24 protein-coding genes are annotated in these 25,783 nt (G+C 71.3%); 15 read left to right on the top strand and 9 right to left on the bottom strand.

Annotated elements, in window-relative coordinates:
• Nucleotides 1-387: 387 nt before the first annotated feature.
• Together ACZ4YL_RS37800 and ACZ4YL_RS37805 are read left to right on the top strand one after the other, a co-directional pair.
• Nucleotides 388-1,185, top strand: a complete 798-nt coding sequence (locus tag ACZ4YL_RS37800) for a response regulator transcription factor (RefSeq protein ID WP_468122769.1) — start codon at nt 388-390, stop codon at nt 1,183-1,185.
• 78 nt (nt 1,186-1,263) lie between these two features.
• Nucleotides 1,264-2,286, top strand: a complete 1,023-nt coding sequence (locus tag ACZ4YL_RS37805; protein WP_468122770.1) for a LacI family DNA-binding transcriptional regulator — start codon at nt 1,264-1,266, stop codon at nt 2,284-2,286.
• Nucleotides 2,287-2,293: 7 nt separating this feature from the next.
• Here ACZ4YL_RS37805 and ACZ4YL_RS37810 read toward each other — a convergent pair whose 3' ends face one another.
• Nucleotides 2,294-3,355 (bottom strand): DNA polymerase III subunit beta family protein, encoded by a 1,062-nt coding sequence (locus tag ACZ4YL_RS37810; protein WP_468122771.1) that lies wholly within the window; start codon nt 3,353-3,355, stop codon nt 2,294-2,296.
• Nucleotides 3,356-3,496: 141 nt separating this feature from the next.
• On the opposite strand from ACZ4YL_RS37810, the gene ACZ4YL_RS37815 reads away from it, so the two are divergent.
• From ACZ4YL_RS37815 to ACZ4YL_RS37825, 3 genes are all read left to right on the top strand, one after another.
• A complete protein-coding gene (locus ACZ4YL_RS37815; RefSeq protein WP_468122772.1) occupies nt 3,497-4,750 on the top strand; it encodes a S1C family serine protease in 1,254 nt (417 codons plus the stop codon).
• Nucleotides 4,751-4,825: 75 nt separating this feature from the next.
• Nucleotides 4,826-5,557, top strand: coding sequence for a response regulator transcription factor (locus ACZ4YL_RS37820; RefSeq protein WP_468122774.1), 732 nt, complete (start codon nt 4,826-4,828; stop codon nt 5,555-5,557).
• Nucleotides 5,554-6,999, top strand: coding sequence for a HAMP domain-containing sensor histidine kinase (locus tag ACZ4YL_RS37825; RefSeq protein ID WP_468122775.1), 1,446 nt, complete (start codon nt 5,554-5,556; stop codon nt 6,997-6,999). Before ACZ4YL_RS37820 ends, ACZ4YL_RS37825 begins: the two co-directional genes overlap by 4 nt.
• Here the strand turns inward: ACZ4YL_RS37825 and ACZ4YL_RS37830 are convergent.
• Together ACZ4YL_RS37830 and ACZ4YL_RS37835 are read right to left on the bottom strand one after the other, a co-directional pair.
• Nucleotides 6,979-7,893: a phosphatidylinositol-specific phospholipase C gene (locus ACZ4YL_RS37830; protein ID WP_468122777.1), complete on the bottom strand. Its 915-nt coding sequence runs from the start codon at nt 7,891-7,893 to the stop codon at nt 6,979-6,981. The two genes, ACZ4YL_RS37825 and ACZ4YL_RS37830, sit on opposite strands and share 21 nt — an antisense overlap.
• Nucleotides 7,894-7,968: 75 nt before the next feature.
• A complete protein-coding gene (locus tag ACZ4YL_RS37835; RefSeq protein WP_468122779.1) occupies nt 7,969-8,538 on the bottom strand; it encodes a TetR/AcrR family transcriptional regulator in 570 nt (189 codons plus the stop codon).
• 117 nt (nt 8,539-8,655) lie between these two features.
• On the opposite strand from ACZ4YL_RS37835, the gene ACZ4YL_RS37840 reads away from it, so the two are divergent.
• Complete coding sequence (locus ACZ4YL_RS37840; RefSeq protein WP_468122780.1) at nt 8,656-9,444, top strand: alpha/beta fold hydrolase; 789 nt, start codon at nt 8,656-8,658, stop codon at nt 9,442-9,444.
• A gap of 95 nt (nt 9,445-9,539) precedes the next feature.
• Here ACZ4YL_RS37840 and ACZ4YL_RS37845 read toward each other — a convergent pair whose 3' ends face one another.
• Nucleotides 9,540-11,357, bottom strand: a complete 1,818-nt coding sequence (locus tag ACZ4YL_RS37845; protein WP_468122782.1) for a bifunctional metallophosphatase/5'-nucleotidase — start codon at nt 11,355-11,357, stop codon at nt 9,540-9,542.
• Between the two features lie 169 nt (nt 11,358-11,526).
• Here ACZ4YL_RS37845 and mshD point away from each other — a divergent pair, with 169 nt between their 5' ends.
• From mshD to pstB, 7 genes are all read left to right on the top strand, one after another.
• Nucleotides 11,527-12,453: a mycothiol synthase gene (gene mshD / locus ACZ4YL_RS37850; RefSeq protein ID WP_468122783.1), complete on the top strand. Its 927-nt coding sequence runs from the start codon at nt 11,527-11,529 to the stop codon at nt 12,451-12,453.
• Between the two features lie 411 nt (nt 12,454-12,864).
• The gene (locus tag ACZ4YL_RS37855; RefSeq protein ID WP_328789826.1) at nt 12,865-15,132 is read left to right on the top strand and encodes an RNA degradosome polyphosphate kinase; all 2,268 of its coding nucleotides are present in this window, start codon (nt 12,865-12,867) and stop codon (nt 15,130-15,132) included.
• On the top strand, nt 15,113-16,072 hold the full coding sequence (locus ACZ4YL_RS37860; RefSeq protein ID WP_468122785.1) for a CHAD domain-containing protein: 960 nt from the start codon (nt 15,113-15,115) through the stop codon (nt 16,070-16,072). Before ACZ4YL_RS37855 ends, ACZ4YL_RS37860 begins: the two co-directional genes overlap by 20 nt.
• A gap of 247 nt (nt 16,073-16,319) precedes the next feature.
• Nucleotides 16,320-17,456, top strand: a complete 1,137-nt coding sequence (gene pstS / locus ACZ4YL_RS37865; protein WP_030768171.1) for a phosphate ABC transporter substrate-binding protein PstS — start codon at nt 16,320-16,322, stop codon at nt 17,454-17,456.
• Nucleotides 17,457-17,585: 129 nt separating this feature from the next.
• Nucleotides 17,586-18,575, top strand: a complete 990-nt coding sequence (pstC, locus tag ACZ4YL_RS37870) for a phosphate ABC transporter permease subunit PstC (protein WP_030009314.1) — start codon at nt 17,586-17,588, stop codon at nt 18,573-18,575.
• Nucleotides 18,575-19,657, top strand: coding sequence for a phosphate ABC transporter permease PstA (gene pstA, locus ACZ4YL_RS37875; RefSeq protein WP_468122787.1), 1,083 nt, complete (start codon nt 18,575-18,577; stop codon nt 19,655-19,657). Before pstC ends, pstA begins: the two co-directional genes overlap by 1 nt.
• Before the next feature lie 29 nt (nt 19,658-19,686).
• The gene (pstB, locus tag ACZ4YL_RS37880; protein ID WP_468122789.1) at nt 19,687-20,463 is read left to right on the top strand and encodes a phosphate ABC transporter ATP-binding protein PstB; all 777 of its coding nucleotides are present in this window, start codon (nt 19,687-19,689) and stop codon (nt 20,461-20,463) included.
• 127 nt (nt 20,464-20,590) lie between these two features.
• Here the strand turns inward: pstB and ACZ4YL_RS37885 are convergent, their stop codons facing one another.
• Complete coding sequence (locus ACZ4YL_RS37885; RefSeq protein WP_468122791.1) at nt 20,591-21,589, bottom strand: inorganic phosphate transporter; 999 nt, start codon at nt 21,587-21,589, stop codon at nt 20,591-20,593.
• Nucleotides 21,590-21,594: 5 nt separating this feature from the next.
• The gene (locus tag ACZ4YL_RS37890; RefSeq protein WP_008742369.1) at nt 21,595-22,215 is read right to left on the bottom strand and encodes a DUF47 domain-containing protein; all 621 of its coding nucleotides are present in this window, start codon (nt 22,213-22,215) and stop codon (nt 21,595-21,597) included.
• Nucleotides 22,216-22,387: 172 nt separating this feature from the next.
• Between ACZ4YL_RS37890 and ACZ4YL_RS37895 the strand changes: the two genes are divergently transcribed.
• Nucleotides 22,388-22,735 (top strand): metal-sensitive transcriptional regulator, encoded by a 348-nt coding sequence (locus ACZ4YL_RS37895; protein WP_453125516.1) that lies wholly within the window; start codon nt 22,388-22,390, stop codon nt 22,733-22,735.
• Between the two features lie 208 nt (nt 22,736-22,943).
• Here the strand turns inward: ACZ4YL_RS37895 and ACZ4YL_RS37900 are convergent, their stop codons facing one another.
• Both ACZ4YL_RS37900 and ACZ4YL_RS37905 read right to left on the bottom strand, forming a co-directional pair.
• The gene (locus ACZ4YL_RS37900) at nt 22,944-23,129 is read right to left on the bottom strand and encodes a hypothetical protein (RefSeq protein WP_468122793.1); all 186 of its coding nucleotides are present in this window, start codon (nt 23,127-23,129) and stop codon (nt 22,944-22,946) included.
• 138 nt (nt 23,130-23,267) lie between these two features.
• Entirely contained in the window at nt 23,268-24,101 is an 834-nt protein-coding gene (locus ACZ4YL_RS37905) for an SCO4651 family lipoprotein (RefSeq protein ID WP_468122795.1), read from the bottom strand.
• Nucleotides 24,102-24,515: 414 nt separating this feature from the next.
• Here ACZ4YL_RS37905 and ACZ4YL_RS37910 point away from each other — a divergent pair, with 414 nt between their 5' ends.
• Entirely contained in the window at nt 24,516-24,728 is a 213-nt protein-coding gene (locus ACZ4YL_RS37910; protein WP_468122796.1) for a hypothetical protein, read from the top strand.
• 190 nt (nt 24,729-24,918) lie between these two features.
• Here ACZ4YL_RS37910 and ACZ4YL_RS37915 read toward each other — a convergent pair whose 3' ends face one another.
• Nucleotides 24,919-25,647: a phosphatase PAP2 family protein gene (locus ACZ4YL_RS37915; RefSeq protein ID WP_373045629.1), complete on the bottom strand. Its 729-nt coding sequence runs from the start codon at nt 25,645-25,647 to the stop codon at nt 24,919-24,921.
• Between the last annotated feature and the right edge of the window lie 136 nt (nt 25,648-25,783).

Raw genomic sequence — 25,783 nt, forward strand, 5'->3', positions numbered from 1 at the left:
GACGCGCCGGGTGTGCGCCCGGGTGGCCCCGAGGTACCGGTCGGCGGGCCCCCGATCCGGTGAAACCTGGGCATACGCAGGGCGGGAGCGTGGCATGAACCACAGAAGTGGAAGCGGAAGAAGCCTCGGCCACGCATCGGCGGGTGGGCTATTCTGCTTGGCGAGAGGATCCGGGCAACGTTGCCCCCGGGTCCTTTTGTGCTTTCAGCACGTTGAACGGACCGAGAACAGTGGTATCCATGCGGACCCCAGGGCGCGGGGACCGCGGGGACACCGGGCAAGACGTACGAAGCAGTACCACGCATGTCCTCGACGGGACCGAGGAGGAACCGACGTGATGGACCAGCGAACCGTGCACCACCGTCCGACCCGGGCAGGTGGTCGGTCGTGAGCTCACTCCTGCTGCTCACCAACGCCCTGCAGCCGTCCACCGAGGTGCTGCCCGCCCTCGGCCTGCTGCTGCACAACGTCCGGGTCGCCCCGGCCGAGGGCCCCGCCCTGGTGGACACCCCGGGAGCCGATGTCATCCTCGTGGACGGCCGCCGCGACCTGCCGCAGGTGCGGTCGCTGTGCCAGCTGCTCCGCTCCACCGGACCCGGCTGTCCGCTGATCCTGGTCGTCACCGAGGGCGGCCTGGCGGCCGTCACCGCCGACTGGGGCATCGACGACGTCCTCCTGGACACCGCGGGGCCGGCCGAGGTCGAGGCACGGCTGCGACTGGCCACCGGCCGTCAGCAGCTGGGCTCGGACGACTCCCCGATGGAGATCCGCAACGGCGACCTGTCGGTGGACGAGGCCACGTACTCCGCCAAGCTCAAGGGGCGGGTGCTGGACCTCACCTTCAAGGAGTTCGAGCTGCTCAAGTACCTCGCCCAGCACCCGGGCCGGGTCTTCACCCGCGCCCAGCTGCTGCAGGAGGTGTGGGGCTACGACTACTTCGGCGGCACCCGGACCGTCGACGTGCACGTACGGCGGCTGCGCGCGAAGCTCGGCCCCGAGCACGAGTCCCTGATCGGCACGGTCCGCAACGTCGGCTACCGCTTCGTCACGCCGGAGAAGGTCGAGCGGGCTGCGGCGGAAGCCGCGGCCCAGGCGGCGGCCAAGGCCGCGGCCCAGGCGACCGAGCGGACGGCACCGCAGACGGCCGCGCAGACCACCGCGCAGCAGGCCTCGTCCGTCACCTGATCGGCCGAACGCGTTGTGAGCATCCACTCGGCAGGACGCCCTGCCCAGAGGTAGGTCACCCCGCGTAGACTGCCGCGCGTGGCCAAGGTGACGCGGGACGACGTGGCGCGACTTGCGGGTACCTCTACCGCCGTCGTGAGCTACGTCATCAACAACGGACCCCGGCCGGTTGCCCCGGCCACGCGCGAGCGTGTCCTCGCCGCGATCAAGGAGCTGGGCTACCGCCCGGACCGGGTCGCCCAGGCGATGGCCTCGCGGCGCACCGACCTCATAGGCATGATCGTCCCGGATGCCCGCCAGCCGTTCTTCGCGGAGATGGCGCACGCGGTCGAACAGGCCGCCGCCGAACGCGGGAAAATGGTGCTGGTGGGCAACTCCGACTACCGCACCGAGCGCGAGGTCCACTACCTGCGGGCTTTCCTCGGCATGCGGGTGTCGGGCCTGATCCTGGTCAGCCAGGGCATGAGCGAGCAGGCCGCCAGCGAGATCGAGGCCTGGGACGCGCGGGTCGTGCTGCTGCACGAGCGGCCGGAGGCGATCGACGACGTCGCCGTCGTCACGGACGACATCGGCGGCGCCCAGCTCGCCACCCGCCACCTGCTGGAGCACGGCCACGAGTACGTGGCTTGCATCGGCGGCGTCGAGAACACCCCGTCCGTCGGCGACCCCGTCGCCGACCACGTCGAGGGCTGGCGCCGGGCCATGCAGGAGTCCGGCCGCTCGATCGAGGGCCGGCTCATCGAGGCACCGTACAACCGCTACGACGCGTACCGGGTCGCCCTGGAGGTCCTGGCGCGGCCCGACCGGCCGACGGCCATCTTCTGCGCCACGGACGACCAGGCGATCGGTGTGCTGCGCGCCGCGCGCGAGCTGCGCATCGACGTGCCCGGGGAACTGGCCGTCGCGGGCTTCGACGACGTCAAGGAAGCCGCCCTCACCGACCCGCCGCTGACCACGATCGCCTCGGACCGCCCGGCGATGGCCCGCGCGGCCGTGGACCTGGTCCTGGACGACGGCCTGCGCGTGGCCGGCTCCCGACGGGAACGGCTGAAGCAGTTCCCGTCGGCGCTGGTGATCCGCCGCTCCTGCGGCTGCCGCTGAACGCGGGTCACGCGTCCAGCGTGCACGGCATCAGCAGGGAGAAGGCGTCCTGGGTGCCGGAGCGCAGCAGCACCAGCGGGGCCTTGGGGCCGACGTACTCCAGCAGCATGTCGTCCCCGACGGCGAGTGCGTCGAGGAGGAAGGCGGGGTTGACCCCCACCCGGTCCGCGTCGCCGCCGGAACCGTAGCCCGGCTCGAAGCCGGACTCGGAGGCCTCGTCGGCGACGGCCACCGTGTCCGTCAGGACGAGGGCGCACCTTTCGCCGCCCTGCCCGGCCAGGCCCTGCCGGAGCGCCGGCACGTCCAGCGGGATGCGGCGGCCCTCGGGGAGCCGCGTCAGGCGGCGGTAGTCGGGGAACTCCTCGCCCAGGCCCTGCCCGGCGACCCGGCGGCCCTGCGTCTCCAGCTCGATCCCGTCCCCGTCCACGGTGAGCAGGGCCGGGGAGTCGCCGGTCAGCAGGGCCCGCATGGCGTCCACGAGCGGGGCGGGCACGGTCAGCTGGACCCGCTCACCGCCGTGGCCGGTGGTGGACGCGCGGGCCACGGCCATCCGGTAGCGATCGGTGGCCACGACGTGCAGGTCCTCCCCCTCCACGTCGAAGAGGATCCCGCCGAGCACCGGCAGCTCGGGGTCGGTCCCGACGGCGAAGCGTACGGAGTCCAGCGCGGCCGCGAACTCCGTGGCGGGCACGGTCAGCCGGGCGGTGCGGGTGGTGGTGGTCATGGTGCTCTCCTTGTGTCCGAGTCGGGCGCGTACCGCGGAGAGCGCGCCGCGCGCGTCGGCGAGCTCGCGTTCGAGCCGCCGCAGGTGCCCGTCCAGCAGCCGGGGCACCAGGCCGGTGTCCCCGCCGGACCAGGCCGCCAGGACCAGCCGGACGTCCGCGAGCGGCATCCCCGCCTGCCGGAGCCGGGCCAGCAGCCGGGCCTCGTCGAGCTGTTCGGGCGCGTACCAGCGGTATCCGGTCGCCGGATCCACCCGGGCGGGCGGCAGGACGCCCACCCGGTCGTAGAAGCGCAGCGCGCTCACGCCCAGCCCGCTGTCGCGGCCCATCTCGCCAATGCTGTGCATCTCGCTCTCCACACCCGTGACTCTGGGACCTCCACCAGGTCGAGGGTCAAGGCCGGTTCTCATGTCGGTCGCAGGCGGTTCTGTCGGGCTTCTCAGGCCTGACTCAGGAAGCTCTCATGATCTCCGGCCAGAGTCGTTGTCATGACCGACAGCTTCCGCCGCGAAGGCGAGTACCCGCAGGAGAACAGCCCGGCCCAGCACGCGCCGTTCGGCGAGGACTGGCAGCGCGGGCGGAACAGGCCGGCACAGGAGGCCGGAGCCGGAGCCGGAGCCGAGGCGGGGGCCTACCCGCCGCCGCCCTCGTACCCGCCGGCCGCGCCCGGCTGGCACGAGGCGCACCGGCCGCCGGTCATCCTGGGCGAGACGGTCCCGGCGGCCGGGGGCGCCGGCGGTGAGGGGAGCGGCGGTGAGGGCGGCGGCCCTGGCCGGCCCGCCCACGCCGCGGCCCCCGCACCCCGTGCCAAGCGGCCCGTCGCACTGCTGGCCGCCGTCGCGCTCGCCGCGGCCCTGGTCGGCGGCGGCACCGCGGCCGCCGTCCAGCAGCTGATGGACCGGCAGGTCGGCAGCACCGGCGGGATCGACGGCACCACCGTCTCGCAGTCCAGCTCCGGCACCGTCGCCGGCGTCGCCGAGCAGGTCAGCCCCTCGGTCGTCCGCATCGACGTCCGCACCGGCTCCGGCCAGGGCACCGGCTCCGGCATCGTCCTCAGCGCCGACGGCGAGATCGTCACCAACAACCACGTGGTGAGCGGCGCCGCCGAGATCCAGGTGACGATGAGCGACGGCAAGAAGTACCCCGCCAAGATCGTGGGCACCGACCCCGACAAGGACCTGGCCCTGATCAAGCTCCAGGGCGCCTCCGGGCTGAAGCCCGCCACGCTCGGCGACTCCGGCGGCGTCAAGGTCGGTGACCAGGTCGTCGCCATCGGCTCGCCCGACGGCCTCACCGGCACCGTCACCAGCGGCATCGTCTCCGCGCTGAACCGCGAGGTGAAGGTGCCGAAGTCGGAGCAGCAGTCCCCGCAGAGCCGGCAGCAGGGCGAGGACAGCTGGCCGTTCTCCTTCGGCGGCCGCCAGTTCAACGGGGACACCGGCTCGGACACCACCTCGTACAAGGCCCTCCAGACGGACGCCTCCCTCAACCCCGGCAACTCCGGCGGCGCCCTCGTCGACATGAACGGCCGGATCGTGGGCATGCCGTCGGCGATCTACTCCCCCGCCTCCGGCAACTCCGCGGCCGGCAGCGTCGGCCTCGGCTTCGCCATCCCGGTCGACACGATCAAGGCCGACCTGGACTCCCTGCGCAAGGGCGGCCCCGGCGGCGCGGGCTCCTCCGGTACCGGCGGCGGATCCGGCGCCGGCTCCGCCGCGGGCGGCTTCGGCACCAGCTTCTGACCCACCCGTGCGAGGCTGGAGCCGCCGTCACGTGCCGCATTCCACGGCCGACCACCACCCCTGGGAGACCCATCCATGAATCCCGCCGAAGGCGAAGCGCGGATCCTCGTCGTCGACGACGAACCGGCCGTACGCGAGGCCCTGCGCCGCAGTCTCGCCTTCGAGGGGTACGCCGTGCAGACCGCCGACGACGGGCTCGACGCCCTCGACCGGGCGGCCTCGTACGCCCCCGACCTGATCGTCCTGGACATCCAGATGCCCCGGATGGACGGGCTGACGGCCGCCCGCCGGCTGCGGGCCTCCGGCAGCGTCACACCCATCCTGATGCTCACCGCCCGCGACACCGTCGGCGACCGCGTCACCGGCCTCGACGCGGGCGCCGACGACTACCTCGTCAAGCCGTTCGAACTCGACGAGCTCTTCGCCCGCGTCCGCGCCCTGCTGCGCCGCAGCTCCTACGCCGCCTCGCAGGCCGCCGGCGAGAGCCACGAGGACACCCTGACCTTCGGCGACCTGCGCATGGACCTCGCGACCCGCGAGGTCACCCGCGCCGGTCGGCCGGTCGAGCTGACCCGGACCGAATTCACGCTGCTGGAGATGTTCCTCGCGCACCCGCGCCAGGTCCTGACCCGCGAGCAGATCCTCAAGACCGTCTGGGGCTTCGACTTCGAGCCCAGCTCCAACTCCCTGGACGTGTACGTGATGTACCTGCGCCGCAAGACCGAGGCGGCCGGCGAGCCGCGCCTCGTCCACACCGTGCGCGGGGTCGGCTACGCCCTGCGCGCCGGCGAGAGCGGGCCGGAGTGAGCCCGGCGGCCAGATTCCGCGCGCTGCCGCTGCGCTCCCGCCTCGCCCTGCTGGTCACGGTGGCGGTGGCGCTCGCGGTCGCGGCCGTGGCGGCGGTGTCCTGGGTGATGGTCCGCACCCAGCTGCGCGAGCAGCTCGACCGCTCCCTGATGGCGACGAACGTCGGCGCCGAGCTGAGCCGGACCCTGATGCAGAACGACTGTCTCCCGCCGCCGCAGCAGCCCCGTCAGCAGATCGCCGGGAACCTGAGCGCGACCGTCCAGATCGTCCTGCCCGACGGCAGCCACTGCTGGGTCGCCGGGCCGACCGCCCTGCCGGTGACCGAGGCCGACAAGGAGATCGCGGCGGGCAAGCGGGGCAAGACCCTGCAGACCGTGACGACCCCCGAGGGCGTCGAGATGCGCGTCTACACGATCCCGGTGGTGGTCCCCAACACCGGCGAGGTCTTCGGCGGCGTCTCCATCGCCAAACCGCTCGCCGACATCGACAAGCCGCTGTCCACCCTGGCCTGGGTGCTGCTCCTGGTCTGCGGCGTCGGAGCGGTCGGCGCGGGCGCGGCCGGCCTGTGGGTGGCCCGTGCGGGACTGCGGCCCGTCGACGAACTGACCGACGCGGTCGAGCACATCGCCCGGACCGAGGACCTGACGGTACGGATCCCCGACGAGGGCGACGACGAGATCGCCCGCCTGTCGCGCTCCTTCAACTCGATGACGGCGGCCCTCGCCTCCTCCCAGGAGCGGCAGGCCCAGCTGATCGCGGACGCCGGGCACGAGCTGCGCACCCCGCTGACCTCGCTGCGCACCAACATCGAGCTGCTCGCCCGCAGCGAGGAGACCGGCCGGGCCATTCCGCCCGACGACCGGCGGGAGCTGCTGGCCTCGGTCAAGGCGCAGATGACGGAGCTGGCCTCGCTGATCGGCGACCTGCAGGAGCTGTCGCGGCCGGACGCCGGAGCCGGGAGCCCGCTCCAGGTGGTCGCCCTGCACGAGATCGCCCGGGCCGCGCTCTCCCGGGTCCGGCTGCGCGGTCCGGAGCTCCGCTTCGACTCGGACCTGCGGCCCTGGTACGTACGGGGCGAGGCCGCGGCGCTGGAGCGGGCGGTGGTCAACGTCCTGGACAACGCGGTGAAGTTCAGCCCGCCCGGCGGCACGGTCGCGGTGACGCTGCGGGCGGGCGAGCTGACCGTACGGGACCACGGTCCGGGCATCCCGGCCGAGGACCTGCCGCACGTCTTCGAGCGGTTCTGGCGGTCCGAGTCGGCCCGCGCCCTGCCCGGCAGCGGGCTGGGCCTGTCGATCGTGGCCCGTACGGCGGCGCGCGCGGGCGGCAGCGCCGAGCTGCGGGCGGCGGCCGACGGCGGCCCGGGCACGGAGGCGGTGCTCCGCATCCCGGGGGCGCCGACGCCGCCGCCGTCCGATCCGTCAGTTGTGCCGGATCAGTGAGGCGACCAGGCCGGAGCGGGTGTTCGGGAAGTCCATCGGGACGATGCCGAGCCCGGTCCGGCCGGCCAGTTCTCCGCCGTCGACGAAGCCGTGGACCTGCGGGTTCAGCCGGTCGGAGTTCCAGCGGGGCGGCATGTAAGCCGCCGTGCTGACGTAGTTCACGAAGAGCTTGCCGGGCTGCTGGACGGCCTTGCGGAAGTGGTTCTCGATCCGGCCGCGCTTGGCGAAGGGCTCGGTGTTGTAGTCGTCCTGGATGTCGAAGACGTTGCCGTCGCCGTAGCGCAGGCCCGGCAGGCCGCCGTTGTCGGCGAGCAGGACCACCTTGCCGCGGGCCTGTCCGAGGGTGGGCAGGGAGTCGGAGATCCGGAACAGGGGCCGCCAGCCGCGCTGGTCCAGGTAGTCGTCGAAGACGGCGCGGAAGGTGGCGTCGCTCTCCCCGGAGTACTCCTGCTTGACGCGCATCAGGACGGTCTCGGAGGGGTGCGCGGCGAGGAAGTTCCCGCAGGCGACGAGGACGTCCCCGAACATCAGGTCCTGGAAGAAGGCCGCGTGGTGGATGGCGAGGGAGCCGCCCGTGACGCGGCAGCGGATGTCGAGGAAGCGGATTCCGGAGTCGAGCTGCTGGGCGATCGAGGTGTTCTGGCAGGCGACGTAGAGGCCGCCCTTGGTGGCGCCGGAGTCATGGGTGCCGGGAATGGTCATGCGCTGCAGGGCGGTGGAGTCCCCGAGGCCGGCCATCCAGTCCTGGGTGCCGAGCGTCGCGGCCGCGGCGGGTACGGCTCCCAGTCCGACGGCCGCGCCCGCGGCCAGCACTCCGGCCAGGAACGCCCGCCGGTCCATGCCCGTGACCGTGCCTGCGCCCGCGCTCGTGACCGTGCCCATGCCGATGCCCATGCCCGCCCCTTTGCCGACCCGGTGATGGCCGGATTATGGCGTGCACACGTCAGCTTTACTACCTGTCGGTAGTGGTCAGCTTTCGAGCAGCTCGACCATGGACCGCAGCCCCTGGAGGAGCTCCCGGCCGTCGGGCGCCTGCTCCGGATCGGTCAGGGTCTGCACCATCACCCCGCTGAGCAGCGCGATGTGCATCGAGCCGAGGGCCCGTACGTCCGCCTCGGAGACCTCCTCCTGCGGCACCCCGCGCAGCGCCGCGGCCACCATCCGCCGGTTGCGGCGCTGCCCCTCGGCGAGGATCGCGAGCAGCTCGGGCGAGGACTGCGCGTGGACGAAGGCCTCGACGGAAGCCAGCCATAGCCAGCGCATCTCGCCGAAGTCGCGGATCTTGCGGTCCCAGGTGTCGGCGTAGCGCGCCCCCGCGGTCTCGCCCTCACCGGTGAGACGGCCGGATCCCGCGGCCCACTCCTCCATGGCGGCGAACAGGGCCTGGTTGAGGAGGGTCTCCCGGGATCCGAAGTGGTAGCCGATCGCGGCCATGCTCACCCCCGAGGCCGTGGCGATGTCGCGCACGGTCGTGCGCAGGTAGCCCTTCTCCTCCAGGCAGCGCCGGGCTCCGGCCAGCAGGTCCTCGCGATTTCCCATGCGGGGATCGTAGCCGCCACCCTTTTGGGCAAGCGCCCTACACGTGTGTATTGCGCGTACGCCCAAATCCTGGCAGGCTTCAGGCATCGGAAGACCGGCGAAACGGGGAGAACCGCCATGCAGCGCAACGAGATGAAGATCGACGACCGCACCCTGTCCTACGTGGACTCCGGCGGCTCGGGCCGCCCGCTGCTGGCCCTGCACGGCGGCCTGTCCGAGGGCCTCGCCTTCGCCGGACTCGCCGCGCACCTCGGCGACGCCTGGCGGGTCATCGCGCCCGACCAGCGCGGCCACGGCAGCTCCGACCGGGCCCCGCACTACCGCCGCGAGGGCTACGTCTCCGACGCCGTCGCCCTCCTCGACCACCTCGGCCTGGACGCCCCCGTGGCCCTCCTCGGCTACTCCCTCGGCGGCCTCAACGCCTACCACCTCGCCGCCGCCCACCCCGACCGGATCTCCGCACTCATCGACGTCGACGCCACCGTCGAGATCCGGCCCACCACCGAGGGCCCCCTCTTCGACTTCCTGCACGGCATGCGGTACACCGCCCCCACCCGCGAGGAACTCCTCGAAGCCGCCGGGCCGGTGGGCGCCCGGTTCGTCGAGCAGGCCCTGCGCCCGCTCCCCTCCGGCGAGGGCTGGCGGCTGCCGTTCCACCCCCAGGACATGCTCGACTCCATCGAGGCCTGCCGGGGCGACCACTGGGGCGCCTGGCTCGCGAGCACCTGCCCGGCCGTACTGATCCACGGGATCCACAGCCAGGCCCTGCGCCAGGACACCGCCGACGCGATGGTCGCGCGCCGCCCCAAGACCTCGTACACCCCCCTGAACGGCGACCACTTCGTGCCCTTCACCGACCCCCAGGGCGTCGACGACGCCGTCGGGACGTTCCTCACGGCCCTGTGAGGCGGCCGCCCCGCCACGGGGGTGCGGGGCGAACGCCGGAGGGGGCGGCGGGCCGGTCGGCCCACCGCCCCCTCCGGGCGTGCTGTACGCGCGTGCTACTTGACGACGGTGATCCGGTTCGCCGCCGGCGGGGCGATCGGGGCCGCCGCCGAGGAGTTCTTCGTCAGGTAGGTGTTGAAGCAGTCCAGGTCGGACGCGCCCACCAGCTTGTTCTTGTGCTCCTTCAGGACGGTGAAGCCGTCACCGCCGCCCGCGAGGAACTCGTTCATCGCGACCCGGTAGGTCTTGGCGGGGTCGAGCGGCGCACCGTTGAGCTTCACCGAGTCCACGACGATGCGGTCCGCACCCGCCTTCGTCATGTCCAGGGTGTACGTGAAGCCCTTCGACACCTGCAGGATCTTCGGGTTCGGTCCGTTGACCGGCCCGCTGACCTGCTGCTGGAGCGCGGTGATCAGCTGCGCGCCGGTCAGGTCCACGATGTTCATCATGTTGGTGAACGGCTGGACCGTGAAGGACTCGCCGTACGTCACCACACCGTCGCCCTCGTCACCCGAGGCCTTGTAGGCGAGGTCCGAGCGGATGCCGCCCGGGTTCATGACGGCCAGCTGCGCGCCGCCCTTGTCCGCCGGGGCGAGCGCTTCGAGCTGCGCGTCGGCGATCAGGTCGCCGAGCGGCTTCTCGGGCGCCTCGGAACCGCGGCCGGGGATGTCGGCCGAGATGAAGCCCTGCGGACGGTTGGCGATCGGGGCCGCCAGCTCCTTCCAGCGGTCGATCAGCTCGGTCATGTCCGGGGCCTTCGGCTGGTCCCGGCCCACGATCTTGTTCACCGGCTTCGGCGCGGTGACCGGCGTACGGACGATGTCCTTGGTCTGCCGGTCGTAGGTGAGGGTGGTGTCGGTGAACAGGCGGCCGATGGAGGCGGCCGAGGTCACCGTACGCGGGTTGCCCGCCGGGTCCGGGATGTTGCAGGCGTAGGCCTGGTGCGTGTGGCCGGTGACCAGCGCGTCGACCTTGGAGTCCACGTTCTTGGCGATGTCCACGATCGCGCCCGAGATGCCGGCGCCGGCACCCGGGACGTTGCAGTCGTAGTTGTACGCGCCGTTGGCGGGCAGGCCGCCCTCGTGGATCAGCGCGACGATCGACTTCACGCCCTGCTTGTTCAGCTCGGCGGCGTACTTGTTGATCGTCTCGATCTCGTCGCCGAACTTGAGGCCCTTGACGCCCTCGGCGGTCACGACGTCCGGAGTGCCCTCCAGGGTGACGCCGATGAAGCCGATCTTCACGTCACCCTTCTTCCAGATGAAGGTGGGCGACATCAGCGGACGCTTGGTCTTCTCGTCCGTGACGTTGGCGGCGAGGTACTGGAATTCGGCGCCGGTGAACTCCTTGCCGTACTCGAAGCAGCCCTCGACCGGGTGGCAGCCGCCGTAACCCATGCGGCGCAGCTCGGTCTTGCCCTCGTCGAACTCGTGGTTGCCGACGCTGGATACGTCCAGGCCGATCTTGTTCAGCGCCTCGATGCTCGGCTCGTCGTGGAAGAGCCCGGACAGCATCGGGCTGCCGCCGATCATGTCACCGGCCGCGGCCGTGACGGAGTACTCGTGGCCCTTGCGGGCCTCGCGCAGGCTGGTCGCGAGGTACTCGACACCGCCCGCGGGTATGGCCTTGGTGGTGCCGTCGGCCTGACGCTCGGTCACGGTGCCGGAGGAACCCTGCGGGGGCTCCAGCGTGCCGTGGAAGTCGTTGAACGACAGCATCTGCACATCGACGGTCCGGCTCTTGGCCGCACCGCCACCACTCGCGGCACCGGCCGGAAGTGCGGCGGCGACCATGGCCCCGGCCCCGGCCGTGACGGCGAGGGCGGTGAGGGTCAACCGGCGGGTTCGGCGGTGCCGTTGTGGCGTCGCTGACATTTAGTCCCCTTATGTGACAGAGGTAAGACATGGGAGGTCCGCCGAAGCCTATGGTCAACGCGCGTAGCTCTACCAGGGGGTAGGGGTATCGCGTTGGTTACGCGCAGAAGAAGGACCGACCACGCGCCCGCACTCCGCCCCTCCCCCATGGCGGTCGTAGGCTCGTGCCATGACTGACGCAGCAGCGGCCCTGGAGCCGGGACGGCAGATTCAGACCCTCGACGAGCTGACGGAGGAACAGGCGATCGCCGTACTCGAACTCATCGAGGACGCGGCGCGTACGGACGGCACCACCGCCGTGTCCGAACAGGGACGGCTCCAGCTGCGCGGCGGACCGCGCGAGGGCATCCGGCACTTCCTGCTCACCGAGGGCGGCCGGCTCTCCGCTTACGGACAACTGGAGGACACCGACCCGGTGGAGGCCCCGGCCGCCGAACTCGTCGTGCACCCGGCCCTGCGCGGCCGCGGACACGGGCGGGCCATGGGCACGGCCCTGCTGGCCGCCTCCGGCAAGCGGCTGCGGGTATGGGCGCACGGCGGCAAGTCGGCCGCCCGGCACCTCGCGCAGGTGCTCGGCCTGACCCTCTTCCGCGAGCTGCGCCAGCTGCGCCGGCCGCTGGCCGGCGGGGACCCGCTGCCGGAGCCGGTGCTCCCGCCCGGGGTGACCGTACGGACCTTCGTGCCCGGCGCCGACGACAAGGCCTGGCTCACGGCGAACGCGGCCGCCTTCGCCCATCACCCCGAGCAGGGTTCGCTGACCCAGCGCGACCTGGACGACCGGATCGCGCAGCCGTGGTTCGATCCCAAGGGCTTCTTCCTCGCGGAGCGCGACGGCGAGCTCGTCGGCTTCCACTGGACCAAGGTCCACGCGGCGGAGCAGCTGGGCGAGGTCTACGTGGTCGGCGTCCGCCCGGGCGCCCAGGGCGGCGGCCTCGGCAAGGCCCTCACCGCGATCGGCCTGCGCCACCTGGCGGCCCAGGGCCTGCCGACGGCCATGCTCTACGTGGACGCCGACAACCCGGCGGCCCTGGCCGTGTACGAGGGCCTCGGCTTCACCACCCACGAGGTCGACCTGATGTACCGCACCGAAAGCTGACCGGGCCAAATCCAGCCCCGCCGGCGTTTGAGGCGCGGGGCCGGGGGCGGAGCCCCGGTCTTTCAGCCTCGCCGGGCCAAATCCAGCCCCGCCGGCGTTTGAGGCGCGGGGTCCGGGGCGGAGCCCCGATCTTTGGGCCCCGCCGGCGACCGAGGCGCGGGTCCGGGCAGCGCCCGGACCCGGGGAGCCCAAGGCCGAGCCCCCCGCAGGGGCCGCGCACGCCCGGGGCGCACAGGCCCCCGCCACCCCCGCCGGGAGGCGACTCGTGCGCCATCCGGACCCGGGAAGCCACACGCCATTAACCAGGCATTCAGACGCGCTTGCGACTCTCCCCCAATGCAGCCCCGACTCCGACTGACGGCCGACACTTCCGACGTGCCTGTCCTCCCGCGTGCGCGGAAGAATGGAGTCATGAGCCACCAGCCCAGCGCAGGCCCCACCGAGGTCCCCGCCCAGCACCCGTCTCACACCCCCGCCGCCGCCCCCGGCCGGTCCGTCACCGGAGCCCACGCCCGCATAGGCTCCATCTCGGCGCACCGCCCGCACGTCGACCTGGAGCCCGATCTCGACGCGGATCTGGACGCCTACGACGACGACAAGGACGGCGACGAGCTCCCGCCGGGCCGCTTCCTCGACCGGGAGCGCAGCTGGCTCGCCTTCAACGAGCGGGTGCTGGAGCTCGCCGAGGATCCGACGACGCCCCTGCTGGAGCGCGCCAACTTCCTGGCGATCTTCGCGAGCAACCTCGACGAGTTCTTCATGGTCCGCGTGGCCGGCCTCAAACGGCGTATCGCGACGGGTGTCGCCACCCGTTCGGCCTCCGGCCTGCAGCCCCGCGAGGTGCTGGACCTCATCTGGACGCGCTCGCGCGAGCTCATGGCCCGGCACGCCGCCTGCTTCCAGCAGGACATCTCCCCGGCACTCGCCGAGGAGGGCGTCCACCTCATCCGCTGGCCCGATCTGACCGAGAAGGAGCAGGCGCGCCTCTTCACCCTGTTCCGCAACCAGATCTTCCCGGTGCTGACCCCGCTGGCCGTGGACCCCGCGCACCCCTTCCCGTACATCTCCGGCCTCTCCCTGAACCTGGCCGTGGTCGTACGCAACCCCGTCAGCGGCCACCGCCACTTCGCCCGGGTCAAGGTCCCGCCGCTCCTCTCCCGCTTCCTGGAGGCCTCCCCGCAGCGCTACGTCCCGCTGGAGGACGTCATCGCCGCGCACCTGGAGGAGCTGTTCCCCGGCATGGAGGTGCTCGCGCACCACATGTTCCGCGTGACCCGCAACGAGGATCTGGAGGTGGAGGAGGACGACGCCGAGAACCTGCTCCAGGCCCTGGAGAAGGAGCTCATGCGGCGACGCTTCGGCCCGCCCGTGCGCCTGGAGGTCGAGGAGTCCATCGACCCGGGCGTCCTGGACCTGCTGGTGCAGGAGCTGAAGGTCAACGCCTCCGAGGTCTACCCGCTGCCCGGCCCGCTGGACCTGACCGCCCTCTTCGGGATCGCCTCGCTGGACATCCCGGAGCTCAAGTACCCGAAGTTCGTCGCCGGCACCCACCGCGACCTCGCCGAGGTCGAGTCCGCGTCCGCGCCCGACATCTTCGCCGCCCTGCGCGAGCGGGACGTCCTGCTGCACCACCCGTACGACTCCTTCTCCACCTCGGTGCAGGCCTTCCTGGAGCAGGCCGCCGCCGACCCGGACGTCCTCGCCATCAAGCAGACGCTCTACCGCACCTCCGGCGACTCCCCGATCGTGGACGCCCTGATCGACGCCGCCGACTCCGGCAAGCAGGTCCTCGTACTCGTCGAGATCAAGGCCCGCTTCGACGAGCAGGCCAACATCAAGTGGGCGCGCAAGCTGGAGGAGTCCGGCTGCCACGTCGTCTACGGGCTCGTCGGCCTCAAGACCCACTGCAAGCTGTCGCTCGTCGTCCGCCAGGAGGGCGAGACGCTGCGCCGCTACTCGCACGTGGGCACCGGCAACTACCACCCCAAGACCGCCCGGCTCTACGAGGACCTCGGCCTGCTCACCGCCGACCCGCAGGTCGGCGCGGACCTCTCCGACCTCTTCAACCGGCTGTCCGGCTACTCGCGCCGCGAGACCTACCGCCGGCTGATGGTGGCGCCCCGCTCGCTGCGGGACGGACTGATAGCGCGGATCGACAAGGAGGCCGCCCACCACAAGGCCGGCCGCCCCGCCTACGTCCGGCTCAAGATGAACTCGATCGTCGACGAGGCCCTCATCGACTCGCTCTACCGGGCCTCCCAGGCGGGAGTGCCCGTCGACATCTGGGTGCGCGGCATCTGCGCCGTGCGCCCCGGGGTCCCCGGGCTCTCGGACAACATCCGGGTCCGCTCGATCCTCGGCCGCTTCCTGGAACACTCCCGGGTCTTCGCCTTCGGCAACGGCGGCGAACCCGAGGTGTGGATCGGCAGCGCCGACATGATGCACCGCAACCTCGACCGCCGTATCGAGGCACTGGTCAGGGTCGCCGACCCGGCCCACCGCGCGGCACTGGACCGGATGCTGGAAACCGGGATGTCCGACGCCACCTCCTCCTGGCACCTGGGCCCGGACGGCGAGTGGACCCGGCACAGCACGGACGCGGACGGCCAGCCGCTGCGGCACGTACAGGAGACGCTCATAGACGCCCGGAGGCGCCGGCGTGGCTCAGCCAAACCATGACCCGATTACGGCGACGGCGGACGCAGGTGCCGTGCTCGGCGCGTACCTGCGCGCCCAGGCCACCGCTTTCCTGCGCGCGCTGCGCCTACACGACGAAGGCACAGCGAGCGGGGCCGCCGAAGGAAGCGACGCGGCGCGCAGCCTGCGGGGGGCTGCGCGCCGCATCAGCGGTTCCCTGGCCACCTTCCGGGTGGTGACCGAGTCCTCCTGGGCCGACGGGCTGCGCACCGAGCTGGTGTGGCTGTCCTCGACCCTGGCCGACGAGCACGCGTACGCGGCCCGGCTGACCCGGCTGATGGACGCCCTGCACCGGCTGTCGGGGGCCCCGGAACTGCCGGCGCCGCGCGGCTCGGCCGGCGCGCTGACGGTGGGCTCGGCGCGGGCCGGCGCCCTGCTGGAGCGCCAGCTCACCCTGGCCCGTACGCGCGCCCACTCGGCCACCCTCCAGGCGCTCGGCTCCTCCCGCTTCCACGCGGTGGCGGACGCGGTCGCGGTGCTCGCCTCGGAGGTGCCGCTGGACGCGGTCGCGGCCCGGGGGCGGGTGGCGGAGGTACTCGTCCCGCTGGCCGCCGTGGCCGAAACCCGCCTGTCGGCGGCGGTCGCGGCGCTCCCCCCGGTCGACGGCGCACATCCGTACAACGCGGACCACGACGGGCTCTGGCACGAGGTGCGCCGCCTGCTGCGGGTCCACCGGTACGCGCGCGAGGCGCTCGGCGAGGACGTGACCCGGCCGGCGGCCGCGGGCGACGCCCTGGACCGCCACCGTGACGCGGCCGAGGCGGCGACGGCCTCGGCGACGGCGGCCCGCACCCCGCGCATCGCCCCGGCCACGGCCTACGCCCTGGGCGTCCTGCACGCCGACCAGCGCCACGAGGTCGAGGCGGCCCGCCTCGAATTCCAGCATCTCTGGCTTCCCGAGCCCGCGGTCACGCCGCGATAACGTGCGGATAACGGATGATGACGGCTGCGTGCGACCGGCCCGGGACACACCGGGCCGTCCGCCACGGTTCACCATCCGTTCACTCGGGCCGGTCGGCCGCTTCACCTGTTCTGCCTAATTTCGGTGATGCACGGAGCGAGTCGCCCGGAAGTCGAGCAGCTCAGCCGCGCACAACCGACGTAGTCCTCTTCGCACGCCGCCCCGATTCAGAAAGCGGCCGGCGGCTTCTGGAAGGAACACCCGAAAAGTGAAGCTTCAGCGCAAGAACATGCTTCGTGCCTCCGCCCTCGGCGCGCTTGTCGTGTCCGGCGCCCTGGTCCTCACGGCGTGCGGCTCGGACGACAACACCAAGACCGCCGACGGTTCGGCGAAGCCCTCCGCGGCCGCCGCGGGCGACATCAAGTGCGACGACGCCAAGGGCAAGCTCCTGGCCTCCGGCTCCTCCGCGCAGAAGAACGCGATCGAGCTGTGGATCAAGAACTACATGGCCGCCTGCTCCGGCGTCGAGGTGAACTACAAGTCCTCCTCCTCCGGTGAGGGCATCGTCGCCTTCAACCAGGGCACGGTCGGTTTCGCCGGCTCCGACTCGGCGCTGAAGCCGGAGCAGGTCGAGGAGTCGAAGAAGATCTGCACCGGTGGCCAGGGCATCGACCTCCCGATGGTCGGCGGCCCCATCGCCCTCGGCTTCAACGTCGCCGGCGTGGACAAGCTGAACCTCGACGCCGCCACGGTCGCCAACATCTTCAACGACAAGATCAAGAAGTGGGACGACGAGGCGATCAAGAAGCTGAACCCCGGCGTCACGCTTCCCTCCACCGCCATCCAGGCCTTCCACCGCTCCGACGACTCGGGCACCACCGAGAACCTCACCAAGTACCTCAAGGCCACCGCGGGCGACGCCTGGCCGTACGAGGCCGCGAAGAAGTGGGCCGCCCCGGGCGGTCAGTCGGCCTCCGGCTCTTCCAGCGTCGCCGCCCAGGTCAAGCAGGTCGACGGTGCGATCGGCTACTTCGAGCTCTCCTTCGCCAGCTCGCAGAGCATCAAGACCGTCGACCTGAACACGGGTGCCGCAGCCCCGGTCAAGGCCAGCGGTGAGAACGCCTCCAAGGCCATCGCCGCCGCCAAGATCGCCGGCACCGGCTCCGACCTGGCCCTCAAGCTCGACTACACCACCAAGGCCGAGGGCGCCTACCCGCTCGTCCTGGTGACCTACGAGGTCGTCTGCGACAAGGGCAACAAGGCCGAGACGCTCCCGACCGTGAAGTCCTTCCTGAACTACGCCGCCTCGGACGCGGGCCAGAAGGTCCTCCTCGAGAACGGCTACGCGCCGATCCCGGCCGAGATCAACACCAAGGTCCGCGAGGTCATCAACACCCTCGGCTAAATCCTGACCTCCGAGGTGTCGGCCGCCCCCGTCCGGGCAACCGACACCTCGGGGGCCCTTCCCCTCCACCCGGGGGAATCCGGTGCACCGCCGCCAGGGGGCCTGCCCCCCACACAGACCGGAAAGACCATGGCTTCCACCACACCCACCCAGATAGACACGGCTCCGCCTGTCACCCGTAGCGGAGGATCCACCGGTCGCGCCGGTGACAAGATCTTCGCCGGGCTCTCCAAGGGCTCCGGCATCCTGCTCCTGGTGATCATGGCGTCGATCGCCGCCTTCCTCACCTACCGCGCCTCGATCGCCCTGTCGAAGAACGAGGGGAACTTCCTCACCACCTTCGACTGGAACGCGTCGGCCAACCCGCCCGTCTTCGGCATCGCCGTCCTGCTCTTCGGCACCGTCGTCAGCTCGATCGTCGCGATGGCCATCGCCGTCCCGATCGCTGTCGGCATCGCCCTGTTCATCTCGCACTACGCGCCGCGCAAGCTGGCCGCGCCCCTCGCCTACGTGGTCGACCTGCTGGCCGCCGTGCCGTCGATCATCTACGGCATCTGGGGCGCCCTCTTCCTCGTCCCGCAGCTCAACGGCCTGAACCTCTGGCTGGACGAGTACCTCGGCTGGACGTACGTGTTCGAGAAGACCCAGGTCGGCGTCGCCCGCTCGCTCTTCACCGTCGGCATCCTGCTCGCGATCATGATCCTGCCGATCGTGACCAGCGTCAGCCGTGAGGTCTTCCTCCAGGTCCCGCGCATGAACGAAGAGGCCGCCCTGGCCCTCGGCGCGACCCGCTGGGAGGTCATCCGCATGTCGGTGCTGCCCTTCGGCCGCTCCGGCGTCATCTCCGCCTCGATGCTCGGCCTCGGCCGCGCGCTCGGCGAGACCATGGCCGTCGCGACCGTCCTCTCCCCGAGCTTCCTGATCTCCGGCCACATCCTGAACCCCGGCGGCGGTACCTTCGCGCAGAACATCGCCGCGAAGTTCGACGAGGCCAACGAGTTCGGCCGCGACGCGCTGATCGCCTCCGGTCTCGTCCTCTTCCTGCTCACCCTGCTGGTCAACGGTGCAGCTCGCCTGATCATCGCTCGCCGCAAGGACTTCTCGGGGGCGAACGCCTGATGAGCCACGCAATCCAGGACCAGCGGCCCACCCGGGCCCGCAAGTCCGCCGCCCCCGCCGGCCTCACCCGCGGCGGCCTGCCCCGCTGGGCCCCGACCGGCATCGCGGCCCTCTCGATCGCCCTCGGCTGCGGCATCGGCCTCGCCTTCGGCCTCCAGAGCAAGATCCAGTGGGGTCTGCTCGCGGCACTGCTCTTCATCGCCATCACGTACACCGCCAGCGCGGTGATCGAGAACCGCCGGCAGGCCAAGGACCGCGTCGCGACCTCCCTCGTGTGGGTCTGCTTCGTCCTCGCGGTCATCCCGCTGCTCTCGCTGATGTGGACCACGATCAGCCGCGGCCTGAAGCTCCTGAGCGGCACCTTCCTCAGCCACTCCATGAACGGCGTGACCAGCTTCGACGAGGGCGGCGGCGTCTACCACGCCCTGCTCGGCACCATCGAGCAGGTCGCACTCGCCACGCTGATCGCGGCCCCCATCGGCCTGCTGACCGCCGTCTACCTGGTCGAGTACGGCAACGGCCGCCTCGCCAGGTCCGTCACCTTCTTCGTCGACGTCATGACCGGCATCCCCTCCATCGTCGCGGGCCTGTTCATCCTGACGACCTGGAACCTGATGCTCGGCTTCGGCCCGTCCGGCTTCGCCGGCGCCATGGCCCTGTCGATCCTGATGATGCCGGTCGTGGTCCGCTCCACCGAGGAGATGCTCAAGCTCGTCCCGAACGAGCTGCGCGAGGCCGCCCTCGCCCTCGGTGTGCCGAAGTGGCGCGTGATCCTCAAGGTCGTGCTCCCGACCGCCATCGGCGGTATCTCCACCGGTCTGATGCTGGCCGTCGCCCGCATCGCCGGCGAGACCGCCCCGATCATGCTGCTGGTCTTCGGCTCCCAGCTGATCAACGGCAACCCCTTCGAAGGCGCCCAGTCCTCGCTCCCTCTCTACATTTGGGAGCAGTACAAGGTCGGCAGTGAAGCCTCCTACGACCGGGCATGGGCCGGAGCGCTCGTCCTGATCGCCTTCGTCATGATCCTCAATCTGGTGGCCCGCGGCATCGCCCGCTGGAAGGCCCCGAAGACCGGTCGCTGACGCGACTTATGAAAGCGAAGTGACCCCTCATGGCGAAGCGAATCGACGTCTCCGGACTGTCCGCCTTCTACGGCACCCACAAGGCCATCGATGACATCTCGATGACCGTGGAGCCCCGCTCCGTGACGGCCTTCATCGGCCCGTCCGGCTGCGGCAAGTCCACCTTCCTGCGCACCCTCAACCGCATGCACGAGGTCACCCCCGGCGGCCGCGTCGAGGGCAAGGTCCTGCTGGACGACGAGAACCTGTACGGCACCGGCGTGGACCCCGTCGCGGTCCGCCGCACGGTCGGCATGGTCTTCCAGCGCCCGAACCCCTTCCCCACCATGTCGATCTTCGACAACGTGGCGGCGGGCCTGCGGCTCAACGGCAACTTCAAGAAGTCCGAGCTCACGGACGTAGTCGAGAAGTCGCTCCAGGGCGCCAACCTCTGGAACGAGGTCAAGGACCGCCTGAACAAGCCCGGCTCCGGCCTCTCCGGCGGCCAGCAGCAGCGTCTGTGCATCGCCCGCGCCATCGCGGTCGAGCCCCAGGTCCTGCTGATGGACGAGCCCTGCTCGGCCCTGGACCCGATCTCCACCCTGGCGATCGAGGACCTGATCGGCGAGCTCAAGGAGCGCTTCACGATCGTCATCGTGACGCACAACATGCAGCAGGCGGCCCGCGTCTCGGACCGCACCGCCTTCTTCAACCTCTCGGCCGTCGGCCAGCCCGGCAAGCTCATCGAGCTCGACGACACGGACCGGATCTTCTCGAACCCGTCCGTCCAGGCGACCGAGGACTACATCTCGGGTCGCTTCGGCTAAACCGGGACTAGACGTCCTGCGGTGCTGCATGGCGGTGCCACCGCAAGGCGAAAGAAAGAAAAGGGCCGGCTCCCCCTGGGTGGGGGGAGCCGGCCCGCTTTCGTCCGGGGACCCGGGGACCCGGGGACTACACCAACGCCAGGTCCACGATCCAGAAGCTCAGCGCCGCGACCAAGGCCGCGGCCGGCATCGTGATGAACCAGCCCAGGATGATGTTCTTGGCGACGCCCCAGCGGACCGCGTTCACACGCTTGGTCGCGCCCACACCCATGATCGCCGAGGTGATCACGTGGGTGGTGGAGATCGGCGCGTGGAAGAGGTACGACGAACCGAACATGATCGAGGCACCCGTGGTCTCCGCGGCGAACCCCTGCGGCGGGTCCAGCTCGATGATCTTGCGGCCGAGCGTACGCATGATGCGCCAGCCGCCCGCGTACGTACCCAGCGACAGCATCACGGCACACACGACCTTGACCCAGACCGGGATCGGCGCGTCGGCGCTCTGCACATCGGCGATGACCAGGGCCATCACGACGATGCCCATCGTCTTCTGCGCGTCCTGCAGACCGTGTCCGAGCGCCATCGCGGCCGCCGAGACCGTCTGCGCGATACGGAAGCCGTGCTTCGCCTTGTGCGGGTTGGACCGGCGGAACATCCACAGGATGGCCACCATCACCAGGTAACCGACGATCAGGCCGACGACAGGCGAGACGAACATCGGGATGACGACCTTGTCGAGGACCCCCGACCAGATCACCTCCGTACCGCCGGCCAGCGCCGCGCCCACCATGCCGCCGAACAGCGCGTGCGAGGAGGACGAGGGCAGCCCGAAGTACCAGGTGATCAGGTTCCAGACGATCGCGCCGACCAGCGCCGCGAAGAGGATCCACATGCCCGTGGCGCCCGTGGGCGTCTCGATCAGGCCCTGGCTGACCGTCTTGGCCACGCCGCTGCCCAGGAAGGCGCCGGCGAGGTTCATCACGGCCGCCATCGCCAGCGCCGCGCGCGGGGTCAGCGCCCGCGTCGAGACGGACGTCGCGATCGCGTTCGCCGAGTCGTGGAAACCGTTCGTATACGTGAAGCCGAGCGCGACACCGATGGTCACGACCAGAGCAAAGGTGTCCACGAGGTTCAGGACTCCTTGACCGCGATGGTCTCCACCGTGTTCGCAACGTGCTCGAACGCGTCGGCCGCCTCTTCGAGCACGTCGACGATCTGCTTGAGCTTCAGCACCTCGATGGCGTCGTACTTGCCGTTGAAGAGCTGGGCGAGCAGCTTGCGGTGGATCTGGTCGGCCTGGTTCTCGAGGCGGTTGACCTCGATCCAGTACTCGGTCAGGTTGTCCATCGTCCGCAGGTGCGGCATGGCCTCGGCGGTCAGTTCCGCCGCACGCGCCAGCACCTCGATCTGCTGCTCGACACCCTTGGGGAGCTCCTCCACGTTGTAGAGGACGACGAGGTCGACGGCCTCCTCCATGAAGTCCATGATGTCGTCGAGCGACGAGGCCAGGTTGTAGATGTCCTCGCGGTCGAACGGCGTGATGAAGGAGGAGTTCAGCTGGTGGAAGATCGCGTGAGTGGCGTCGTCCCCCGCGTGCTCCGCTGCCCGCATCCGCTCCGCGATCTCGGCCCGGGCGGAGGAGTCCGCTCCGAGCAGTTCCATCAGGAGCTTGGAGCCCGTGACGATGTTGTCCGCGGATGCGGCGAACATGTCGTAGAAGCTCGTCTCCCTGGGGGTCAGACGAAATCGCACGTGAGGTCCTCGGGGTGCATTGGATTCGGTCAGGCTGATGCTAGGCGCATCCCCCGGCCACGGCTAACCGGCCGTTCCACAGTGTCCTCCATCGGGCAGAGTGGGGACCACGGACCCCTGCCCAGGACGGCGGGGCCCAGTACCCTATACCCATGAGGGGTATGCATTCGGCATGCACCCCTCGTTCCGGACCACGGGAGGACGTATGACGACCATCGAGGCGGAGGGCTCCGGAGCCGTCCACGGCTATCACCACCAGAAGGACGAGCACCTCAAGCGGCTGCGCCGGATCGAGGGCCAGATCCGCGGCCTCCAGCGGCTCGTCGACGAGGACGTCTACTGCATCGACATACTCACCCAGGTCTCGGCGAGCACGAAGGCGCTGCAGTCCTTCGCGCTCCAGCTGCTGGAGGAACACCTGCGGCACTGCGTCGCCGACGCCGCGGTCAAGGGCGGCACCGAGATCGACGCGAAGGTCGAGGAGGCCACCAAGGCCATCGCCCGCCTCCTGCGCACCTGACCGCCGCCCCCTCCCAAGCCCGGCAATGCCCAGCCCGCGCAAACCCGGCCCCGCACATCCCAGCCCCGCCGGCGTTTGAGGCGCGGGGCCTGGGGCGGAGCCCCGCTCTTTCAGCCCCGCCGGCGTTTGAGGCGCGGGGTCTGGGGCGGAGCCCCAGCAGCGGCGCGGCACACGCACCGTCCACTGACCCCCGCCGGGAGGCGACCGGCTACTGCCCGAGCAGGACCTCGTCGATGCGGTCCAGACTGAGCCGCTCCTCCGCGGCCGCCGACGCGGCGATGATCAGCTCACCACACAGCTCGATCTCGGCGAGAGCAACGTGGTCCTGCACCGTCGTACCGCCTGCGGGAGTCACGCGTGTCACCTCAATCTGCCGCCGGCCAGCGGCCGTCATCGGTCATACCGCACCGCACCACGCGCCGGCGCCCGGCTTCTCAGCGTAGGGAGGCCGTACCGTCCCCCGCATGACACGGATGGACCATTTCCGGATACCGGGCCATGGCCCGATCGCGCCGCCCGCCCCTCGTCCGCCTCACTGGTCGGAGATCTTCCCGGCGTAAATGTCCCCATTTGCTGGCAATACGACGGTCACCGGCGTCCCGAACCCGTACAGCAGCGTGGTCGACGACACATCGATCACGCCATTGTTGACGTACGTGAACCGGTGCCTGACCTTCCGCAGGCGCCCCTCCTCGTCCAGATAGGCGTCGAACGGCACCGTGTCCGTGCTGAACCCTTTCGCCGCCGCCCGCAGCGCCCCCCGCAGCTCCGGTGACGCGCTCCCCGCGGCCCGCCCGATGTCGGTGGTCCCCCGGTAGTGCCGCACCTTGGTGCCCGCCACCTCGGTCTCCCCCACGTACGTCACCTCCTGCGCGCCCCGCAGCAGCTCGGCCGCGACCAGCGGATCGGTGGCCCCGCCCGTGACCAGGTTCCCGTCGTTCAGGGCCGTCGTGTCGACCCGGACCCACTTGTCGTCCGGGACGCCCGCGCCGCGGTTCTTCATGTAGAGCGCGCCCGGCACGAGCAGCTCGGTGATGGGCCGGTGCTCGGCCTTGCCCTTCACATCGGCCGGGAGCATCACGATGAGCTGGCCCATCCGCTTCTTGAAGTCCACCCCGCCCTCGCCGCGGATCGTGACCCGGGTGCCGCCCGTGGCCATCTCCATGGCCGTACGGGCCCGGGCACTGCCGGTCCTCGCGAGTGCGTCGGCGGCCCCGCGGACCACCGCCGCCGGGTCCGGCGGAGGCCGGCCGTCGCTCGCGTCGCCCGCGCACCCGGTCATCGTCGTGACCGCCAGGGTGACGCCGGCGGCGAGCACCGCCTCACCCGCACGCCCGCGCGGCCGCCTGTGCTGGTGATCCACCATCGCCTGCCAACCCCCAACGCATGACCGCTGCTTGCCCGAGGCCCCCACCCGCTCCGTTTAACGAGGTCCGGGGTTTCCCGTCACGGGGGCGCACCCTCCCCGCGCGCCGCCCGCCCCGGTACCGTGGACCTGTGGAACCGCACACCGAAGCGAGACTGGTCCCTCCGCTTGACTCCCTGCCGCTCCCGCGGCCCCACGCGCAGCCGGAGCCGCCCGCCGGCCACACCACATCCACCGCCGACCGCGGATCGTTCTGCCTGGCCGTCTGCACGTGCGGCTGGAGCGGTCCCGCCCGCCGCTCCCGCGACCTGGCCCGCAGAGACGCGGCCCGCCACACGCAGGCGTAGCCGGGCGGGGTAGGCCGTTCGGACCGCCCGGCTGGCCGGGGCGGGCCGCAGCGGATGCCCTTGATCCATGCCAGGTTCCGCAGCCCGCGTCGCGACCCTTCTCTGGGCCCTGCTCATCGTGTCCGCCCCGGCCGCCGCGGCCTGGGCCGGCCCTGTGGGCTCGGCGGACAGCCCGGCCGACGTGGCCCTGGCCATCGGGCTCACCTCGGCCGCGGCCGCGGCGACCGGCTGGTGGCTGCGCTCCCGGTACCGCCGCGACACCGACGGCGGTGCTCCCTGATGCCCCGGTCCCGGTCCCGGTCCCGGACCCGGTCCCGGACCCGGACCCGGACCCGGTCCCGTACCCGGTCCCGGCCGAAGGCGGTGCGGATGTGCTTCGGGGCGGCGCTGCTGTGCTTGCTGGCGGCCGTGCTGCTCGCCGTATGGAATGCGTACGCGCAGGGCTGATCCCGGCCGCACCGCCACCGGTGTCAGGCGGCGAGGTCGCTCTCGTGCGTACGCTGCCCCGCGGGCGGGGTCTGTGCCTGCGGGAGGCCGACCGGCCGGGGCAGCGCGGCGTTCTTGGCCCGTACGAGCCGGCCACCGCGCCGGGAGCGGGCCACCGCCCGCACCACCGGGGTCAGCGCCGCCATGGCGAGCGGCGCGAGCACGAGCACCACCGCGGTGCCGAGGGCGAGGCCGCCGATGACGTCGGTCGGGTAGTGGATGCCCATGTAGACCCGGCACAGGCCCTCGGCGAAGGCCAGCCCGATCCCCAGGAGGCCGAACTTCCGGTTCGCCACGAACAGGCCTACGCCCAGGGCCATCGCGAGGGTGGTGTGGCCGCTGACGAAGGAGAACTCGGTGCGCCCGAGCCCCCAGCCGAAGGCGGGGTCGAGCACTTGCAGGCCCTCGTGCTGGCGGAACGGCCGCGGCCGCCCCACGAATTCACGCAGCGGCACATTCACGAGCAGCGCCAGCCCGGCGGCCAGCGGGGCCCAGACGAGCGCGGCGACGGACTCGACGGCGGCGGCCTCGTCCTGTCGGCGGGCACCGCGCCAGCACCACAGGACCAGGAGCACCAGGGCCAGCAGGATCCCGTACTCCCCGGCCAGGCTCACGACCCGGTCCAGCCACGCCGGAGCGTGCCGGGCGGCTCCGTTGATCTCGTACAGCAGGCTGACATCCACGTTCGGCCCACCTGTTGTGAGTCCAGCCATGGTGATGCGGCCCCTTGCCCTTGCCGTGGTTCCCCTGCGGGACGCACCCCTGTGTGCGCCCCTCCGACCCCCACTTGATCAACCCCCGCGCCCATGGAACGCCCGTTCTGGCTCCTACGTTCCATTCTCCACGCAA

The organism is Streptomyces sp. NPDC030021, from assembly GCF_055574035.1.

Coding starts and splice junctions, on each gene's coding strand:
- ACZ4YL_RS37810 (WP_468122771.1), bottom strand. CDS start 3,355: ATGCACAGCATTGGCGAGATGGGCCGCGACAGCGGGCTGGGCGTGAGC.
- ACZ4YL_RS37815 (WP_468122772.1), top strand. CDS start 3,497: ATGACCGACAGCTTCCGCCGCGAAGGCGAGTACCCGCAGGAGAACAGC.
- ACZ4YL_RS37820 (WP_468122774.1), top strand. CDS start 4,826: ATGAATCCCGCCGAAGGCGAAGCGCGGATCCTCGTCGTCGACGACGAA.
- ACZ4YL_RS37830 (WP_468122777.1), bottom strand. CDS start 7,893: ATGGGCATCGGCATGGGCACGGTCACGAGCGCGGGCGCAGGCACGGTC.
- ACZ4YL_RS37835 (WP_468122779.1), bottom strand. CDS start 8,538: ATGGGAAATCGCGAGGACCTGCTGGCCGGAGCCCGGCGCTGCCTGGAG.
- ACZ4YL_RS37840 (WP_468122780.1), top strand. CDS start 8,656: ATGCAGCGCAACGAGATGAAGATCGACGACCGCACCCTGTCCTACGTG.
- ACZ4YL_RS37845 (WP_468122782.1), bottom strand. CDS start 11,357: ATGTCAGCGACGCCACAACGGCACCGCCGAACCCGCCGGTTGACCCTC.
- mshD (WP_468122783.1), top strand. CDS start 11,527: ATGACTGACGCAGCAGCGGCCCTGGAGCCGGGACGGCAGATTCAGACC.
- ACZ4YL_RS37855 (WP_328789826.1), top strand. CDS start 12,865: ATGAGCCACCAGCCCAGCGCAGGCCCCACCGAGGTCCCCGCCCAGCAC.
- pstC (WP_030009314.1), top strand. CDS start 17,586: ATGGCTTCCACCACACCCACCCAGATAGACACGGCTCCGCCTGTCACC.
- pstA (WP_468122787.1), top strand. CDS start 18,575: ATGAGCCACGCAATCCAGGACCAGCGGCCCACCCGGGCCCGCAAGTCC.
- pstB (WP_468122789.1), top strand. CDS start 19,687: ATGGCGAAGCGAATCGACGTCTCCGGACTGTCCGCCTTCTACGGCACC.
- ACZ4YL_RS37895 (WP_453125516.1), top strand. CDS start 22,388: ATGCACCCCTCGTTCCGGACCACGGGAGGACGTATGACGACCATCGAG.
- ACZ4YL_RS37900 (WP_468122793.1), bottom strand. CDS start 23,129: ATGACGGCCGCTGGCCGGCGGCAGATTGAGGTGACACGCGTGACTCCC.
- ACZ4YL_RS37905 (WP_468122795.1), bottom strand. CDS start 24,101: ATGGTGGATCACCAGCACAGGCGGCCGCGCGGGCGTGCGGGTGAGGCG.
- ACZ4YL_RS37910 (WP_468122796.1), top strand. CDS start 24,516: ATGCCAGGTTCCGCAGCCCGCGTCGCGACCCTTCTCTGGGCCCTGCTC.
- ACZ4YL_RS37915 (WP_373045629.1), bottom strand. CDS start 25,647: ATGGCTGGACTCACAACAGGTGGGCCGAACGTGGATGTCAGCCTGCTG.